Here is a 15,672-nt window from a genome sequence, read left to right as displayed (position 1 = left end):
TTGCCGCGAGGGACTGGAGCAGATTACCCTTCCCGCGTGATACCAAAGTGCTTATAAGCATGTTGAGTCGCCATACGACCGCGTGGCGTACGCTGAATAAATCCCTGTTGGATCAGATAAGGTTCCAGCACGTCCTCGATGGTTTCGCGCTCTTCACCAATCGCCGCCGCCAGGTTATCCAGCCCGACCGGCCCGCCCGTAAATTTATCGATAATGGCCAGCAGCAGTTTGCGGTCCATATAGTCAAAGCCTTCGGAATCGACGCTGAGCATATCCAGCGCTCTCGACGCCACGTCACCACTCATCTCTCCGCCCGCCCGCACTTCGGCAAAGTCACGCACGCGGCGCAACAGCCGATTGGCGATACGCGGCGTACCGCGCGCACGGCGGGCGATTTCAAGGGCACCTTCATCGCTAAGCGGCAGGCCGAGGCAGGCGGCGCTACGCCCGACGATATGCTGCAAGTCCTCAACGCGATAGAATTCCAGACGCTGCACGATGCCAAAACGGTCGCGCAGCGGCGACGTGAGTGAACCGGCTCGCGTGGTCGCACCGATCAGGGTAAACGGCGGCAGATCGAGCTTGATTGAGCGCGCTGCCGGCCCTTCGCCGATCATGATATCCAGCTGATAATCTTCCATCGCCGGATAGAGCACCTCCTCGACCACGGGCGACAGGCGGTGGATCTCATCAATAAACAGCACATCGTGCGGTTCAAGGTTCGTCAGTAACGCGGCAAGATCGCCAGCCTTCTCCAGCACCGGCCCGGAAGTGGTGCGCAGATTGACGCCCATCTCGTTGGCAACGATATTCGCCAGCGTGGTTTTTCCCAAACCGGGAGGGCCGAAAATTAGCAGGTGATCGAGCGCATCGCCGCGCATCATGGCGGCTTTAATGAAGATTTCCATCTGTTCGCGCACCACCGGCTGACCGACATACTCTGCCAGCATTTTGGGGCGAATGGCGCGGTCAATGACTTCCTCTTCGCTGATAACCCCGGCGGAGACCAGGCGATCGGCTTCTATCATGCTCTACCTCAAATTGCGGCGCGCAGGGCTTCACGAATTAATGTTTCGCAGTCAGCATCCGGTTTACCCACCTTAACGATCATTCTGCTGGCCTCCTGGGGCTTGTAGCCCAGCGCGGTCAGCGCCGCTACGGCCTCACCCTCGGCATCGTTGGCCGTCTCTTTAGGCATTTCGCTGGTCAGCGCGAACGGTGCATCGCTGGCAAACAGATCGCCATGCATTCCCTTGAAGCGGTCTTTCATTTCGACCACCAGACGCTCGGCGGTTTTTTTACCGACGCCCGGCAGTTTCACCAGTGCGGCAATTTCTTCACGCTCGACGGCGGTGACAAACTGCTGTGCCGACATGCCGGAAAGGATAGCCAGCGCCAGCTTCGGACCCACGCCGTTAACCTTAATCAGTTCGCGGAACAGCGCGCGTTCCGGCTTGCTGTTGAAGCCGAACAGCAGCTGGGCATCCTCACGCACCACGAAATGGGTGAAGATGATGGCTTCGTGCTGAATATCAGGAAGCTCATAAAAACAGGTCATTGGCATCTGCACCTCATAACCGACGCCGCTGGCTTCGATCAACACGACCGGCGGCTGTTTTTCCAGGATAATGCCTCTAAGACGACCTATCACAATAGCTTCCTTCAGATAACGGTATTGAGGGAGTTTATAGCATAAAAAAAGCTGGATAGATATCCAGCTTTTAACGCAGACGGCCGCGTGCGAGGTTGAGATTACCCTCACCCAGGCGGGTGACGTTCTGGCTCAGGTGGCAATGGGTAATGGCAATGGCCAGCGCATCCGCCGCATCCGCCTGCGGGTTGGCGGGCAGTTTAAGCAAGGTGCGCACCATATGCTGCACCTGGCTTTTCTCGGCGCTGCCAATCCCGACCACGGTCTGCTTTACCTGACGTGCCGCATACTCAAATACCGGCAGATCCTGATTCACCGCGGCGACGATGGCCGCGCCGCGCGCCTGCCCGAGCTTAAGCGCCGAATCGGCATTTTTCGCCATAAATACCTGCTCAATCGCAAAATATTCCGGCTGAAACTGGGTGATAATTTCACTCACTCCGGCATAAATCAGCTTGAGGCGGGACGGCAGGTCGGTGACGCTGGTGCGGATACAGCCGCTGCCCAGATAAGTTAACTGCCGCCCCGTCTGGCGTATCACGCCATAGCCGGTGATGCGCGAACCGGGGTCAATCCCCAGAATTATTGCCATTCTGCACTCCCGGCAGGCGAACGGCTAAACCTCACAGCGTCTCCGCCACCTCGTCAGAAATTTCACCGTTATGGTAAACTTCCTGTACGTCGTCGCAATCTTCCAGCATATCGATAAGACGCAGCAGTTTCGGCGCGGTCTCTGCATCCATGTCGGCTTTCGTCGATGGGATCATCGTCACTTCAGCACTGTCTGCCTGAAGTCCGGCTGCATCCAGCACATCCTTCACCGCGCCCATGTTTTCCCAGGCGGTAAACACGTCTATCGCGCCGTCGTCATAGGTCATCACGTCGTCAGCGCCCGCTTCCAGCGCCGCATCCATCACCGCGTCTTCATCCAGGCCGGGTGCGTATGAGATCACGCCCTTTTTGGTGAAGAGGTAGGCCACAGATCCGTCAGTGCCGAGGTTACCACCGGTTTTGGTGAAAGCATGACGCACTTCAGAAACGGTACGGTTGCGGTTGTCACTCAGGCATTCAACCATAACGGCGGTGCCGCCCGGGCCGTAGCCTTCGTAGATGATAGTTTCCATATTGGAATCATCATCGCCGCCAACACCGCGTGCGATAGCGCGGTTCATGGTGTCACGCGTCATGTTGTTTGCCAGCGCTTTGTCCATTGCCGCACGCAGACGTGGGTTTGAGCCGGCATCCCCACCGCCCAGTTTGGCAGCGGTCACCAGTTCACGGATAACTTTGGTGAAGATTTTACCGCGTTTGGCATCCTGAGCCGCCTTACGGTGCTTGGTATTTGCCCATTTACTATGTCCCGCCATGTTAAATATTCTCTCCGTATTACCTGTTGCACAGACTATCTTGCTGGCTAAGTGAAAAAATAAACCAAATTAACTGACAAATTCTTCAATTGCCTGGCGATTACTCCAGGACTTGGTGAGCGCAGCCGCGGCCGATGGCGCAAGCCACCGAAAGGCCAGATGCTCACTCAAGGTGATATTTCGTTCGTTCGCCAACGCCAGGGTGAACCAGTGTTCCCGATTATGGGTGGTGCCCGGCGCGTAGCGATGGCGAAAGTGCATAAAAATCTCAAATTCGATGTGGTGCTGGCAGTCGACGATCGTCAGCCTCTCACCCTCAACGTCAATCCCCGTCTCTTCCTGCACTTCGCGCCGGGCCGTTTGTGCCGGGCTTTCGCCCGGCTCCAGGCTGCCGGTTACCGACTGCCAGAAAGCCACATCGTCACGCCGCTGCAACATCAGCACCCGCCCGGTGTCGCGAGCATATATCACGACCAGAACCGAAACCGGGTGCTTAAAGGCCATTAATCATTCTCTGACGGACGATCTTTAGCCTTTTTCACCACCTCGATACCTAACTCGGTGAGCGACGCCGGATTAGCGAAGTTCGGCGCTTCCGTCATCAGACAGGCCGCAGCGGTGGTTTTAGGGAAGGCGATCACGTCGCGGATATTATCCGTTCCGGTCAGCAGCATCACCAGCCTGTCAAGGCCGAAGGCGAGGCCGGCGTGCGGAGGCGTGCCAAATTTCAGCGCGTCCAGCAGGAAGCCAAACTTTTCTCGCTGCTCCTGCTCGGTAATGCCGAGAATGCCGAACACCGTCTGCTGCATCTGACCGTTGTGAATACGCACTGAGCCGCCGCCCACCTCATAACCGTTGATCACCATATCGTAAGCGTTGGCAATGGCCGTTTCGGGCGCGTTTTTCAACTGTTCTGGCGACATCTCTTTTGGCGCGGTAAACGGATGGTGCATGGCGGTCAGCCCGTCTTCACCATCATCTTCAAACATCGGGAAGTCCAGCACCCACAGCGGAGCCCAGACGGATCCGTTGGTGATGTTCAGATCGCGCCCCAGCTTGAGGCGCAGCGCGCCCAGCGCATCGGCCACCACTTTCGCACTGTCGGCACCGAAGAAGATCAGATCGCCATCGGCCGCTGCGGTACGCTGTAGAATGGATTCAACGATCTCTGCATTGAGGAATTTCGCCACCGGACTGGTGATCCCCTCAATGCCCTTAGCACGTTCGTTAACCTTGATGTAAGCCAGGCCTTTCGCACCGTAGGTCTCAATAAACTTGGCGTAATCGTCAATTTGTTTACGGCTAAGTGCTGCCCCACCCGGAACCCGCAGCGCCGCCACGCGCCCTTTCACGTCGTTAGCCGGGCCGGAGAACACCTTAAACTCAACGTTCTTCAGCAGGTCGGCAACATCCACCAGCTCCATCGGATTGCGCAAGTCCGGCTTATCCGAACCATAACGGCGCATCGCTTCGGCGAAAGTCATGCTCGGGAATGCGCCGAGATCCACCGACTTGACGTCCTGCCACAGTTCGCGCACCAGACGCTCCATCACTTCGCGCACCTGCGGGGCGGTCATAAATGACGTTTCCACGTCGATCTGGGTAAATTCAGGCTGGCGATCGGCGCGCAGATCTTCATCACGGAAACATTTGACAATCTGGTAGTAACGATCGAAGCCCGACATCATCAGCAGCTGTTTAAACAGCTGTGGCGACTGCGGCAGTGCATAGAACTTCCCTTTATGCACGCGGCTTGGTACCAGATAGTCACGAGCGCCTTCCGGCGTGGCTTTGGTCAGCATCGGCGTTTCAATGTCGAGGAAACCTTGATCGTCCATAAAACGCCGCACGAAGCTGGTAATTTTGGCACGGGTTTTCAGGCGGTTCGCCATATCAGGACGGCGCAGATCCAGATAGCGATATTTCAGCCGCGCTTCTTCACTGTTAATGTGGTTCGAATCCAGCGGCAGCGGTTCAGAGCGGTTGATGATGGTCAGCTCGGTGGCGAAAATTTCGATTTCACCGGTCGCCATGTCGCCATTTTTATTTTTTTCGTCGCGTGCACGCACGGTGCCAACGATCTGAATGCAAAACTCGTTACGCAGTTCAGAAGCCAGCGTGAAAGCTTCCTGGCGGTCCGGGTCGAAGAACACCTGTACGATACCTTCACGGTCACGCATATCAATAAAGATCAGGCTGCCGAGGTCGCGGCGGCGGTTAACCCAACCGCACAATGTCACTTGCTGGCCTACATGAGACAGGTTGATCTGTCCACAATACTCGGTACGCATAACGATATCCTTTTAACTTCAGCGCTGCTGGCACGGCATGTTTAATCAATATCCGGCTCTGAGTGGCGCTGCTGCCGCGAAAAATGGCGTTCATTATAATGGAAAACGGCTCACAGGATAAGTGTTGTCCGCGTGGGAAAACGCCAGAAAAACATCCGGGATCACCGCATTGCCGTCAACTGATTAACAAAACCGCAGCCGCATGACATACCCGCTAACACAACTCGTCGCTTTAACAACATTAATTTCATCGTAACAAGGAACTTTTGCTTTGTATTCTTACCTTTTTTCGCTACCCGATCAGAGAGAGTTATGTTGAAACTGAACCCCAAAACCACCGCGCTGGTGCTGATTGACCTGCAGGAAGGGATCCTGCCGTTTGCCCAGGCCCCTCACAACGCCTATGACGTGATAACACGCTCCGCGAAGCTGGCGGAACGGTTTCGCGAAGCGCAGTCAACGGTAGTGCTGGTGCGCGTTGGCTGGTCGCCCGATTTTACTGACGCGCTGCGGCAGCCGGTTGATGCCGCGCACGGCGGCGCGGCGCTGCCGGAAAACTGGTGGAACTTTCCTGCCGCTTTAGGCGTGCAGCCTGGTGATATCAACGTGACCAAACGCCAGTGGGGGGCTTTTTACGGCACCGACCTGGAACTGCAGCTGCGGCGTCGCGGCGTCGACACGCTGGTGCTGGGCGGCATCGCCACCAACATGGGCGTCGAATCCACGGCGCGTAATGCCTGGGAACTGGGCTTTAATCTGATCGTCGCCGAAGATATGTGCAGCACGGCCAGCCGCGAGCAGCATGAAGCCAGCGTAAACTGGATCTTCCCGCGTATCGCCCGCGTTCGCCAATGTGATGAGGTGATAGCCGCCCTGTGATCCGCTGCCGGTTGGCGCAATGCAGCGATGCCCCCTCATGCTTTCTTGCGCTACCGTCGCCGGAAACGTTACATTCGGCGGCAAGCACTCTTAACAGGAAACGTTATGATGCCGTTTTACCTCGGCCTGCCGCAGTGGCAGCACCCGCAATGGAAGAAGCTGGGGATGACGACCCTGGAAGATTATGCGCGCCACTTTAACTGTGTTGAAGGCAACACCACGCTTTACGCTCTGCCGAAACCTGAGGTGGTGCAGCGCTGGCGTTCAATGACGCACGACGAGTTTCGTTTCTGCTTCAAATTTCCCGCCACCATCAGTCACCAGGCCGCGCTGCGTCAGTGTGGCGACCTCTGTGCGGAATTTTTCAGCCTGCTGGACCCGCTGGCAGACCGCATCGGCCAGTACTGGCTACAGCTTCCCTCCGCCTTTTCACCTTCAGACCTGCCCGCTCTTTGGGCGTTTCTGGACGCGCTGCCCCGGCAGTTTCGCTATGGCGTTGAGGTACGGCATCCTGAATTTTTTGCCAAAGGCGAGGCGGAGCGCGCGCTCAACCGCGGGCTGCACCAGCGTAACGTCAACCGGGTTATCCTCGATACGCGTGGCGTTCACAGCGCCATGCCATCCAGCGCGGCCATCATTGAAGCCCAGCGTAAAAAGCCAAAGCTACCGGTGCACGCGGTCATGACGTCTGATGCGCCGATGATCCGGTTTATCGGCGGGGATGATGCACAGGCCAATTTGCGCTGGTTCCAATCCTGGCTGGATCGTTTACCGCAATGGAGTCGTGCGGGCCAGCCGTGGTTATTTATTCACACCCCGGACGTTGGCTTCGCGCCGGATCTGGTACGCCACCTGTGGCCCGAACTACAGCGAGTGCTGCCACAACTGGGTGAAGCGCCCGACTGGCCGCAGCAGGAAAGATTGTTTTGAAATTATCCTGTCAGGATGTAAGGCGACAGCCTGACAATTGTTAGCTACCCTGTCAGCAGGATATTTCTTACATGATGGGGTATGGCATGGTTAGTGCTCTTTACGTAGTGCTTGGCGCGCTCTTTATAATTAAACTCTCGCTGGACGTTGTGCGCCTGCGCCGCCAGTACCGCGTATCCATTGGCGATGGCGGGGTTTCTGACATTCAGCTTGCCATCCGAATTCACGGTAATGCGGTGGAAAATATTCCGATCGCCCTGCTGCTGCTGGTGATGATGGAAATGAACGGGGCCAGTATCTGGCTGCTTCATCTGCTGGGCCTGTTTTTCTTCTTTGGTCGCCTGTTACACGCCTGGGGCCTGCGTAGCCGCACACTGCTGTGGCGGCGTAATGGCATGATCCTGACGCTCCTTTCCCTGCTGGGGATGGTCATCGTCAATCTGATGTTCCTGCCCTGGGATCTGATACTGACAGCGGATTAACCCGGCTAAATGGCAGAAAAGATGCAGCCTGGGCCGCTTTCTGCCAGAATACGCCCTTTCTGTTAGCTTCCCCGGACTTACCACTATGTCTAACCGCGATACGCTGTTCTCTACGCCGGTAGCCAATCTCGGCGACTGGACGTTTGATGAGCGCGTTGCTGAAGTGTTTCCCGACATGATTCAGCGTTCCGTGCCCGGCTATGCAAATATCATTTCAATGATTGGGATGTTAGCCGAGCGCTTTGTACAGGAAGACTCTCAGGTCTACGACCTCGGTTGTTCACTGGGCGCTGCCACCCTTTCGGTGCGGCGCAATATCAAGGCATCCGGTTGCAGGATCATTGCCGTCGATAACTCACCGGCCATGGTTGAACGCTGCCGCCGCCATATTGATGCCTTTCGTGCCGATACGCCGGTTGAGGTGATCGAAGCCGATATCCGCCGGGTGCCCATTGAAAATGCCTCACTGGTGGTGCTGAACTTTACCCTGCAATTTCTGCGGCCGGAAGAACGCCAGCAGCTGTTGAATACCATCTGGCAGGGCCTGAAGCCGGGGGGGGCGCTGGTGTTATCGGAGAAGTTCAGCTTCAATGATGCGGACGTGGGCGAGCTGTTATTCAACATGCATCACGACTTTAAACGCGCCAACGGTTACAGCGAGCTGGAAATCAGTCAGAAACGCAGCATGTTAGAAAACGTGATGCTCACTGACAGCGTGGAAACGCATAAGCAGCGCCTGAAGCTGGCCGGTTTCCAACATGCAGAACTGTGGTTCCAGTGTTTTAACTTTGGCTCTCTGGTCGCTCTGAAAGCAGGTCACGCCTGATGGATTTTACCAACTTTTATCAACTCATCGCTAAAAGCCCGCTCTCACACTGGCTGGAAACCCTACCCGCCCAGCTTGCTGGCTGGCAGCGCGAATCGCTGCACGGTCATTTCAAAAACTGGGATCGCGCGGTGGAATATCTGCCGGCGCTGGAGCCAGAAACGCTGGATTTACTGCATGGCGTGACGGCTGACAGCAGCCAGCTCACCCTGCGCCAGCGTGACGGAATTGAGAAACTCCTGCGCAATCTGATGCCGTGGCGCAAAGGCCCTTTCTCGCTGTACGGTGTGAATATCGATACCGAATGGCGTTCTGACTGGAAGTGGGATCGGGTGCTGCCCCATATCTCATCGCTGGCCGGCCGTACCGTGCTGGATGTCGGCTGCGGTAGTGGCTATCACATGTGGCGCATGCTCGGCGCGGGAGCACGGCTAGTGGTCGGTATCGACCCGATGCAGCTGTTTTTGTGTCAGTTTGAGGCCCTGCGTAAACTGCTGGGCAATGACCAGCGCGCTCACCTGCTGCCGCTGGGCATTGAACAGCTGCCGGAGCTGAAGGCGTTCGACACGGTGTTTTCCATGGGCGTACTCTACCATCGCCGTTCACCGCTCGACCACCTGCACCAGTTAAAAAACCAGCTGGTCAGCGGCGGTGAACTGGTGCTGGAGACCTTAGTGATAGATGCTGACGACCAGCAGGTGCTTGTTCCGGGCGAGCGCTACGCTCAGATGCGCAATATCTACTTTATTCCTTCGGCCGGAGCGCTGAAAAACTGGCTGGAGAAATGCGGCTTCGTCAACGTGCGTATCGTTGACCATTCTTTCACCAGCACCGACGAGCAGCGCCGCACCAGCTGGATGACCAGCGAGTCATTGGCCGAATTCCTCGATCCTGACGATCCGACAAAAACGATAGAAGGCTATCCCGCCCCGCTACGCGCCGTGCTGGTAGCAACGAAACCCTGATAGCCCGCCATGCTAAGTATTGACCTCAATCCTCCGGGCCGAATGTAAGGACGTTCGGCCCGGCTATCATCCAGTCCAGACAGGATGTCTGGTGATTTCATGCGGGTCGTTCGCCACTTTATCAGCCAGGATTTTCAACGTATCCGCTGCTAAACTATCTTCACGGATCCCGCATTTTCTCACCACTTCAGTCCACGGCTCACCTCTCAGAACACGATATTTTCCACTCGTTAGTCCCGTTTCAGCTTCAAGAAGGTCTCTTGCGCTATCGGACTTAATGCCATATTTCAACAGAGCGGCAGAAGCAGAAAAATCATTATTAATGAGGGGCACCAGCCTGTCTTTGACGAATGCTTCCTCAAGCTTCACCACTGCCTTCTCTGACACAATTCCGAACTCTGCCTTAATGGATTCAAGGTTCCACCCCTTGCTAACGCATTCTGCTGCCGCTCCTTCTGCAACACGAACCTCCAGCACTTCCCTCGCCCCAGTTGACACAATGCCAAACTTCAACATCACATCTTCAATGTGGAGGAAGCTCTTGCCTGCAACGTCCCCTGCCGCCCCTTTTGCAGCAATATTCTCCAGCACTTCCCTCGCCTTGTGTGACACAATGCCAAACTTCAACATCGCTTCTTCAACGTTGAGGTCACCCGTGGCAACAAGATTCCGTACTGGCCCTTCTGCGGCAAGGATCTCCAGCTTTTCCCTGGCCCCAGCTGACGACAGTCCATGGCGGGAAAGAGCTTCGTGAACAGGAGAACCCAATATGAAGACACGATCTCCTACATTTTTATCGATAGCGATCATCTCAAACTGTTCTATTATGGATGAATCTAATATTTGATGATCGCGTGTGATATCACTAGTGGGTTCAAGATATTTTGCCCGTTCGCTGGCAATACAGGTAGCCGCAACAGGGTACTGTTCAAACGAGATATTCTTTAGATCATGCCATAATGTTGTTGAGTGAATATAATTCCCGAGTGGTTTCAGCTTTGGTATGGGGTCTGAGTAAGCCGCCGCCTGTTGTATTAAAAATTGATGTTCTTTGATATGGGCATGGCTTGACTCAACTAAACTCTCAACAGTTAACTGAATTAGCGGGGCAATTTTTTCATTTTTGTTTACCTGAAAGGTGGAAGGTGCATTTGCTACCCTAACAATCTCCCTGATGATAGCTTTGTCTTGATTGTTTAACGTCCCAGGAAATTCCGCACTGGTATTAGCACGTCTGGTCTCGAAGAGTCTATTCCCTGTATTAATGGCTAATTCTGGCATCACACAATCCCTGTATTAATATTAATTTTCTCGCCGGCTCTCTTCTCAACGGCTTAAGACTTTTACCCCTGCCCGATTAAAAAAACCATCAAAAAAACTAAACCCGTATTTTGAGAGGTCTTAATTGCCGTTTATTATCGAGTTTACAGCGGATACCCGGCGGTATAAGGCACCGCCGATTGACCACTTGGTTAACTAAGTCGCCATGCCAATCAGCCTGCTGATCAATATCATTATCTCAATAGACAAAAAAAACCCCAGCAAAGGTGCTGGGGTCCGGTACTGGCAAACATCACGTCAAGGTTCGGCGTGCTGTGCGGTAAAATCTGCTGCTCGTTTGACGCTGGGGAAACGTCAACGGCATCTCAACCTGTCATGCCACGCGTCCCGGTGAAGCCGCCATCAGCACGTTTTTCATCGCGGCGACCACGTCGGCATCGACACAGGTACGGCTGAACTCGTCGACTTCAGTTTCCGAACACATTGAAACGCCCGCTTTGCGGTAACGCATGGTTGAGGAAACGCGCTGGCTTGCGGAACTGTGGAGTTCCATCACGCCGGCATCAATAAACTTTTGCAGGTTGCTTAAACGGACTCCCGCTCCGGCCATAATCATCGGGCCATTGGATTGGCGAATAAGTTCCCTGATCAAAGGTAAGCCACTTTCAGCACTTTGCTGCTGGCCGGACGTCAGGATGCGCGTCACGCCTAAATCCGCAATCTGGGCCATCGTAAGCAGCGGGTTATGACACAGATCGAATGCACGATGAAAGGTGACGTCCATCCCCTGGCTCAGTTGCATCACCTGGCGCATACGCCGCTGGTCAACGTGACCGTCAACATCCAACAGGCCAATAACCAGTCCCGGAAATCCCTGCTCACGGATAAACGAAATATCGGACTTCATCAGCTCAAACTCACTGGGGCTGTAACAAAAATCCCCTCCTCTTGGACGCACGATTGGGTGAACCGGGATACTCACCCGACGGCGCGCGCTGTCTAATGCGCCCGCCGAAGGAGTCAACCCGCCTTCCGCAGGTGCAGAACATAATTCGATACGGTCGGCACCCGCACGTTCTGCCGTGACCGCACATTCAACTCCGTAGCAGCATATTTCCAGTTGTCGCATCCTGTCCTCCGGTATCACTGCTGGCCTGATTGTTTATGTATACTTAGCACCGTTGGATTAGTGCTTCAATTAACGGAGAGCGATATCATGCCATTCAATTTCGACCAGCGGATAGACCGCCGTCACAGCGATAGCCTTAAATGGAAAAAGTACGCCGACCGGGATATTCTTCCTCTATGGATTGCTGATACCGATTTTCGTGCTGCCGACTGCATTATTGATGCTTTACAGCAACGCGTCCAACAGGGTGTATTCGGTTACGGCGTCACTTCTGAGGCGCTGGCAGAGGTGGCCATTGAACGCATGGAGAGTCGCTTTGGCTGGAAAATTCAGCCTGAATGGCTGGTGTTTTTACCCGGCGTCGTGACCGGTATTAATATCGCGGTGCGCGCCTTTACCGAAGCGCATCAAAGCACCGTCTCCGCAACGCCCATTTACCCGCCGTTCTTCCTGGCACCCAAACTAGCCGGACGGCAGCATCTGAGCGCGGCGCTACGGCTGGAGCAGCAGCGCTGGGTGCTGGATCTGGACAGCCATGAGGACCGGATGAGCGGTAACGAAAAGCTGCTGCTGCTGTGTAATCCACATAATCCCGGCGGCACCGTATATCGCCGAAAGGAACTTGAGGCGCAGTTACGCTTTGCGCAGCGCCACGATCTGCTGGTCTGTTCGGATGAGATCCACTGCGATCTGGTGCTGGAGCCGGGCGTGCAGCATATCCCCTTCGCCAGCCTGAGCGATGATGCGGCCCAGCGCTCGATAACCCTGATGTCGCCGTCTAAAAGCTTCAACATCGCCGGGCTGGGCGCTTCGCTGGCGGTGATCCCCAACCCTGAACTGCGCGCGCGCTTTAACCGCATGCGCAAAGGAATGGTACCGGATGTCGACGTGCTGGCTTATGTCGCCGCCAGCGCCGCCTGGCGCGAGGGTCAGCCCTGGCTGGACGCGCAGTTGGATTATCTGCGCGCTAATCGGGATATGCTGGCGCAGCACGTCAACAGGCTACCCGGCCTGAGCATGGTCACGCCGGAGGCCAGCTTTCTCGGCTGGATCGATGCCAGCGGCCTCGGCGTGGCCGACCCGGCGCTTTTCTTTGAAAAGCATGGGCTTGGCTTCTCATCCGGACGCGACTTCGGCAACGACCGCTTTGTTCGTTTTAACTTTGGCTGCCCGCGTCAGCTGCTGGAAGAGGCGCTACAGCGTATGACGCGGGCGCTGACGAGCGGTTACTGAACCTCACTTTCGCTGGCGACGATCTCCTTCAGGCTCCACGGATGGAACTTGATGGTAACCTGGCCATCGGTTACCGACAGCGTTGGATTCGGCAGCTTTTCACCGGCTCCCTGCGGCGCGCTGGTTTTAATCGCTATACCCTGCTGCATCAGCCCTTCGTCGGCCATCAGCGCCAGCGCGCGCGTGCCCAACGTGCTCGCATCGCCACGTAATACCACCTCCACATGTTCCCAGCCTTCATGGCGATAGAGGCGCTGGCCCGGCCACGGCAGTTCGACCACGCTAATTTTCCACGGCCCGACGTCGAGCGGCGTGGCTAATTCAAACAGAGCGATGGGCCGTCCGGCAATCTCCTTTTGTGAAAATAACGTGGCGCAGCGTAACAGCCCCTGCTTCCAGCGCTCTGCGGTGGCGTTCTGGTGACAACGTAACGCTATATGGTCAACCTCCAGCGGGAGCAAATCCAGCGCTAAGCGCTGCGCCAGGTGGGTGAGCAATTGGGTAAAACGCGGCAAATCAGCGGCTAAATCGGCCAGCTCTTCCACATTTTTCATCTCTGACATACACAATCCTTTTTTCTAGATCGATCCCAGCTAAGTGGCCCAGGATGGCTCAGTACTCTACCCTAAAATATCAGGCCATTATCGGCCACGTGAGGGCTGCGGGCCAGGGGGACAACCTGAATTACCCGCCGCGAGGGATGCGCGGCGAAACGTTTCGTCACCGGCGGCATACCCTGGCCACGGCGTCAGGTTCCTGGATAACTTGTCGCTAAATGCAGTATACTTTTCCCCTTCTTTTTTGAGCGCTGCTGGCAACGGATGATTATCTGCTTGTGGCGGCGTGGTGACAACCTCTTGCCTACTCGTGTGGGCTAAGAAAATTTAAGGTAACTCGGTGAATATTCAGGCCCTTCTTTCAGAAAAAGTCAGTCATGCGATGATCGCGGTGGGCGCTCCGGCAGATTGCGAGCCCCAGGTGCGTCAGTCGGCAAAAGCGCAGTTTGGTGATTACCAGGCCAACGGCATGATGGCCGTGGCAAAAAAAATGGGTATGCCTCCGCGACAACTGGCTGAAAAGGTGCTGGAACAGCTGGATCTTAGCGGCATTGCCGCTAAGGTTGAAATCGCCGGGCCGGGTTTTATCAATATTTTCCTTGCCCAGGAGTGGCTGTCTGCGCAAATCGACGGCGTATTAACGGCGCCAAAGCTTGGCGTTGCGCCCGTTGCGCCCAAAACGGTGGTGATTGACTACTCAGCCCCTAACGTGGCCAAAGAGATGCACGTGGGTCACGTACGCTCGACCATCATCGGCGATGCGGCGGCGCGTACCCTGGAGTTCCTCGGCCATAAGGTGATCCGCGCCAACCACGTCGGCGACTGGGGTACCCAGTTTGGTATGCTGATCGCTTTCCTGGAAAAACAGCAGAGCGAACACCACGAGGCGATCGCGCTGGCTGACCTTGAAGCCTTCTACCGTGAAGCGAAACGCACCTATGATGAAGATCCGGCGTTCGCCGAGCGTGCGCGCGGTTACGTGGTTAAGCTACAGGGCGGCGACGAGTACTGCCGCAAAATGTGGAAGCAGCTGGTTGACGTGACCATGACGCAGAACCAGCTGATTTATGACCGCATGAACGTCACGCTGACGCGTGACGACGTGATGGGTGAAAGCCTGTACAACGATATGCTGCCCGGCATCGTGGCGGATCTGAAGGCTAAAGGGCTGGCGGTAGAGAGTGAAGGCGCCACGGTGGTATTCCTTGATGAGTATAAAAACAAGGAAGGTGAACCGATGGGCGTGATCATCCGGAAAAAGGATGGCGGCTATCTTTACACCACGACCGATATCGCCTGCGCCAAATACCGTTATGAAACGCTGAAGGCGGATCGCGTACTCTATTACATCGATTCGCGCCAGCATCAGCACCTGATGCAGGCATGGACTATCGTGCGCAAAGCCGGTTACGTCCCGGACAGCATCCCGTTAGAGCACCATATGTTCGGCATGATGCTGGGTAAAGACGGCAAGCCGTTCAAAACCCGTGCTGGCGGTACGATTAAGTTGTCCGACCTGCTGGATGAAGCGGTGGATCGCGCCACTAAGCTGGTGGCGGAAAAAAATCCGGATATGCCTGCCGATGAGCTGAACGCGCTGGCGAACATCGTCGGGATTGGCGCGGTTAAATACGCCGACCTGTCGAAAAGCCGTACCACTGACTATATTTTTGACTGGGACAATATGCTGGCGTTTGAAGGCAATACCGCGCCCTATATGCAGTATGCCTACACTCGCGTGCTGTCGGTATTCCGCAAAGCCGGTATCGATGCTGAAGCCGTCAGCGGCGTGACGCGTATCGTCGATGACCGCGAAGCCGCGCTGGCCGTGCGCCTGTTGCAGTTTGAAGAAACGATCACGCAGGTGGCGCGTGACGGGATGCCGCATGTGATGTGTGCCTATCTGTACGATCTGGCGGGTCTGTTCTCCGGCTTCTACGAGCATTGCCCTATCCTCAACGCGGAAGATGAAGCGACCAAACAGAGCCGTCTGCGTCTGGCGCTGTTGACGGCGAAAACCCTGAAACAGGGCCTGGATACCTTAGGGATTGAAACGGTAGAACGCATGTAAATCTGGCCGG

The 15,672-nt window shown here is 55.7% G+C and carries 16 protein-coding genes; 7 read left to right on the top strand and 9 right to left on the bottom strand.

All coding sequences use genetic code 11. The features are described 5' to 3' along the window. Window positions 1–23: 23 nt before the first annotated feature. The 6 genes from ruvB to aspS all read right to left on the bottom strand — a co-directional run bounded on the left by ruvB (window position 24) and on the right by aspS (window position 5,309). Complete coding sequence (gene ruvB / locus ETA_RS08580; RefSeq protein WP_012441230.1) at window positions 24–1,028, bottom strand: Holliday junction branch migration DNA helicase RuvB; 1,005 nt, start codon at window positions 1,026–1,028, stop codon at window positions 24–26. An 8-nt stretch (window positions 1,029–1,036) separates the two neighbouring features. Next, window positions 1,037–1,651, bottom strand: a complete 615-nt coding sequence (ruvA, locus tag ETA_RS08575) for a Holliday junction branch migration protein RuvA (RefSeq protein WP_012441229.1) — start codon at window positions 1,649–1,651, stop codon at window positions 1,037–1,039. 70 nt (window positions 1,652–1,721) lie between these two features. Beyond that, entirely contained in the window at window positions 1,722–2,243 is a 522-nt protein-coding gene (gene ruvC / locus ETA_RS08570; RefSeq protein ID WP_012441228.1) for a crossover junction endodeoxyribonuclease RuvC, read from the bottom strand. A gap of 31 nt (window positions 2,244–2,274) precedes the next feature. Then, window positions 2,275–3,018, bottom strand: coding sequence for a YebC/PmpR family DNA-binding transcriptional regulator (locus ETA_RS08565; protein ID WP_012441227.1), 744 nt, complete (start codon window positions 3,016–3,018; stop codon window positions 2,275–2,277). Window positions 3,019–3,087: 69 nt separating this feature from the next. Further along, window positions 3,088–3,522 carry a dihydroneopterin triphosphate diphosphatase gene (nudB, locus tag ETA_RS08560; RefSeq protein WP_012441226.1) on the bottom strand — a complete coding sequence of 145 codons (435 nt, stop codon included), beginning with the start codon at window positions 3,520–3,522 and terminating at the stop codon, window positions 3,088–3,090. Then, window positions 3,522–5,309: an aspartate--tRNA ligase gene (gene aspS, locus ETA_RS08555; RefSeq protein ID WP_012441225.1), complete on the bottom strand. Its 1,788-nt coding sequence runs from the start codon at window positions 5,307–5,309 to the stop codon at window positions 3,522–3,524. Before aspS ends, nudB begins: the two co-directional genes overlap by 1 nt. Window positions 5,310–5,621: 312 nt before the next feature. On the opposite strand from aspS, the gene ETA_RS08550 reads away from it, so the two are divergent. The 5 genes from ETA_RS08550 (at window position 5,622) to cmoB (ending at window position 9,391) form a co-directional block, all read left to right on the top strand. Continuing rightward, a complete protein-coding gene (locus tag ETA_RS08550) occupies window positions 5,622–6,188 on the top strand; it encodes a hydrolase (protein WP_012441224.1) in 567 nt (188 codons plus the stop codon). Window positions 6,189–6,293: 105 nt separating this feature from the next. Next, the gene (locus ETA_RS08545) at window positions 6,294–7,118 is read left to right on the top strand and encodes a DUF72 domain-containing protein (protein WP_042958841.1); all 825 of its coding nucleotides are present in this window, start codon (window positions 6,294–6,296) and stop codon (window positions 7,116–7,118) included. A gap of 86 nt (window positions 7,119–7,204) precedes the next feature. Beyond that, entirely contained in the window at window positions 7,205–7,600 is a 396-nt protein-coding gene (locus ETA_RS08540) for an MAPEG family protein (protein WP_012441222.1), read from the top strand. 85 nt (window positions 7,601–7,685) lie between these two features. Further along, a complete protein-coding gene (gene cmoA, locus ETA_RS08535; protein ID WP_012441221.1) occupies window positions 7,686–8,426 on the top strand; it encodes a carboxy-S-adenosyl-L-methionine synthase CmoA in 741 nt (246 codons plus the stop codon). Then, window positions 8,426–9,391, top strand: coding sequence for a tRNA 5-methoxyuridine(34)/uridine 5-oxyacetic acid(34) synthase CmoB (cmoB, locus tag ETA_RS08530; RefSeq protein ID WP_012441220.1), 966 nt, complete (start codon window positions 8,426–8,428; stop codon window positions 9,389–9,391). The genes cmoA and cmoB overlap by 1 nt, the downstream gene beginning before the upstream one ends. Window positions 9,392–9,457: 66 nt before the next feature. Here the strand turns inward: cmoB and ETA_RS08525 are convergent, their stop codons facing one another. Continuing rightward, window positions 9,458–10,672 carry a hypothetical protein gene (locus ETA_RS08525; protein ID WP_012441219.1) on the bottom strand — a complete coding sequence of 405 codons (1,215 nt, stop codon included), beginning with the start codon at window positions 10,670–10,672 and terminating at the stop codon, window positions 9,458–9,460. A gap of 373 nt (window positions 10,673–11,045) precedes the next feature. Beyond that, a complete protein-coding gene (gene cutC, locus ETA_RS08520) occupies window positions 11,046–11,801 on the bottom strand; it encodes a copper homeostasis protein CutC (protein ID WP_012441218.1) in 756 nt (251 codons plus the stop codon). Between the two features lie 87 nt (window positions 11,802–11,888). Here cutC and ETA_RS08515 point away from each other — a divergent pair, with 87 nt between their 5' ends. Continuing rightward, a complete protein-coding gene (locus ETA_RS08515) occupies window positions 11,889–13,034 on the top strand; it encodes a MalY/PatB family protein (RefSeq protein WP_042958836.1) in 1,146 nt (381 codons plus the stop codon). Here the strand turns inward: ETA_RS08515 and ETA_RS08510 are convergent. Beyond that, complete coding sequence (locus ETA_RS08510) at window positions 13,028–13,597, bottom strand: VOC family protein (RefSeq protein WP_042958835.1); 570 nt, start codon at window positions 13,595–13,597, stop codon at window positions 13,028–13,030. The genes ETA_RS08515 and ETA_RS08510 overlap by 7 nt on opposite strands. A gap of 334 nt (window positions 13,598–13,931) precedes the next feature. On the opposite strand from ETA_RS08510, the gene argS reads away from it, so the two are divergent. Then, window positions 13,932–15,662, top strand: a complete 1,731-nt coding sequence (gene argS, locus ETA_RS08505; protein WP_012441215.1) for an arginine--tRNA ligase — start codon at window positions 13,932–13,934, stop codon at window positions 15,660–15,662. Window positions 15,663–15,672 lie beyond the last annotated feature (10 nt).

Source organism: Erwinia tasmaniensis Et1/99, from assembly GCF_000026185.1.
Classification (GTDB): Bacteria; Pseudomonadota; Gammaproteobacteria; order Enterobacterales; family Enterobacteriaceae; genus Erwinia; species Erwinia tasmaniensis.
This window is presented reverse-complemented; position numbering and strand designations above follow the sequence as displayed.

Excerpts from the sequence above, each read along its gene's own strand:
- ruvB (WP_012441230.1), bottom strand. The coding sequence starts at position 1,028 with ATGATAGAAGCCGATCGCCTGGTCTCCGCCGGGGTTATCAGCGAAGAG.
- ruvC (WP_012441228.1), bottom strand. The coding sequence starts at position 2,243 with ATGGCAATAATTCTGGGGATTGACCCCGGTTCGCGCATCACCGGCTAT.
- ETA_RS08565 (WP_012441227.1), bottom strand. The coding sequence starts at position 3,018 with ATGGCGGGACATAGTAAATGGGCAAATACCAAGCACCGTAAGGCGGCT.
- nudB (WP_012441226.1), bottom strand. The coding sequence starts at position 3,522 with ATGGCCTTTAAGCACCCGGTTTCGGTTCTGGTCGTGATATATGCTCGC.
- aspS (WP_012441225.1), bottom strand. The coding sequence starts at position 5,309 with ATGCGTACCGAGTATTGTGGACAGATCAACCTGTCTCATGTAGGCCAG.
- ETA_RS08550 (WP_012441224.1), top strand. The coding sequence starts at position 5,622 with ATGTTGAAACTGAACCCCAAAACCACCGCGCTGGTGCTGATTGACCTG.
- ETA_RS08545 (WP_042958841.1), top strand. The coding sequence starts at position 6,294 with ATGATGCCGTTTTACCTCGGCCTGCCGCAGTGGCAGCACCCGCAATGG.
- ETA_RS08540 (WP_012441222.1), top strand. The coding sequence starts at position 7,205 with ATGGTTAGTGCTCTTTACGTAGTGCTTGGCGCGCTCTTTATAATTAAA.
- cmoA (WP_012441221.1), top strand. The coding sequence starts at position 7,686 with ATGTCTAACCGCGATACGCTGTTCTCTACGCCGGTAGCCAATCTCGGC.
- cmoB (WP_012441220.1), top strand. The coding sequence starts at position 8,426 with ATGGATTTTACCAACTTTTATCAACTCATCGCTAAAAGCCCGCTCTCA.
- ETA_RS08525 (WP_012441219.1), bottom strand. The coding sequence starts at position 10,672 with ATGCCAGAATTAGCCATTAATACAGGGAATAGACTCTTCGAGACCAGA.
- cutC (WP_012441218.1), bottom strand. The coding sequence starts at position 11,801 with ATGCGACAACTGGAAATATGCTGCTACGGAGTTGAATGTGCGGTCACG.
- ETA_RS08515 (WP_042958836.1), top strand. The coding sequence starts at position 11,889 with ATGCCATTCAATTTCGACCAGCGGATAGACCGCCGTCACAGCGATAGC.
- ETA_RS08510 (WP_042958835.1), bottom strand. The coding sequence starts at position 13,597 with ATGTCAGAGATGAAAAATGTGGAAGAGCTGGCCGATTTAGCCGCTGAT.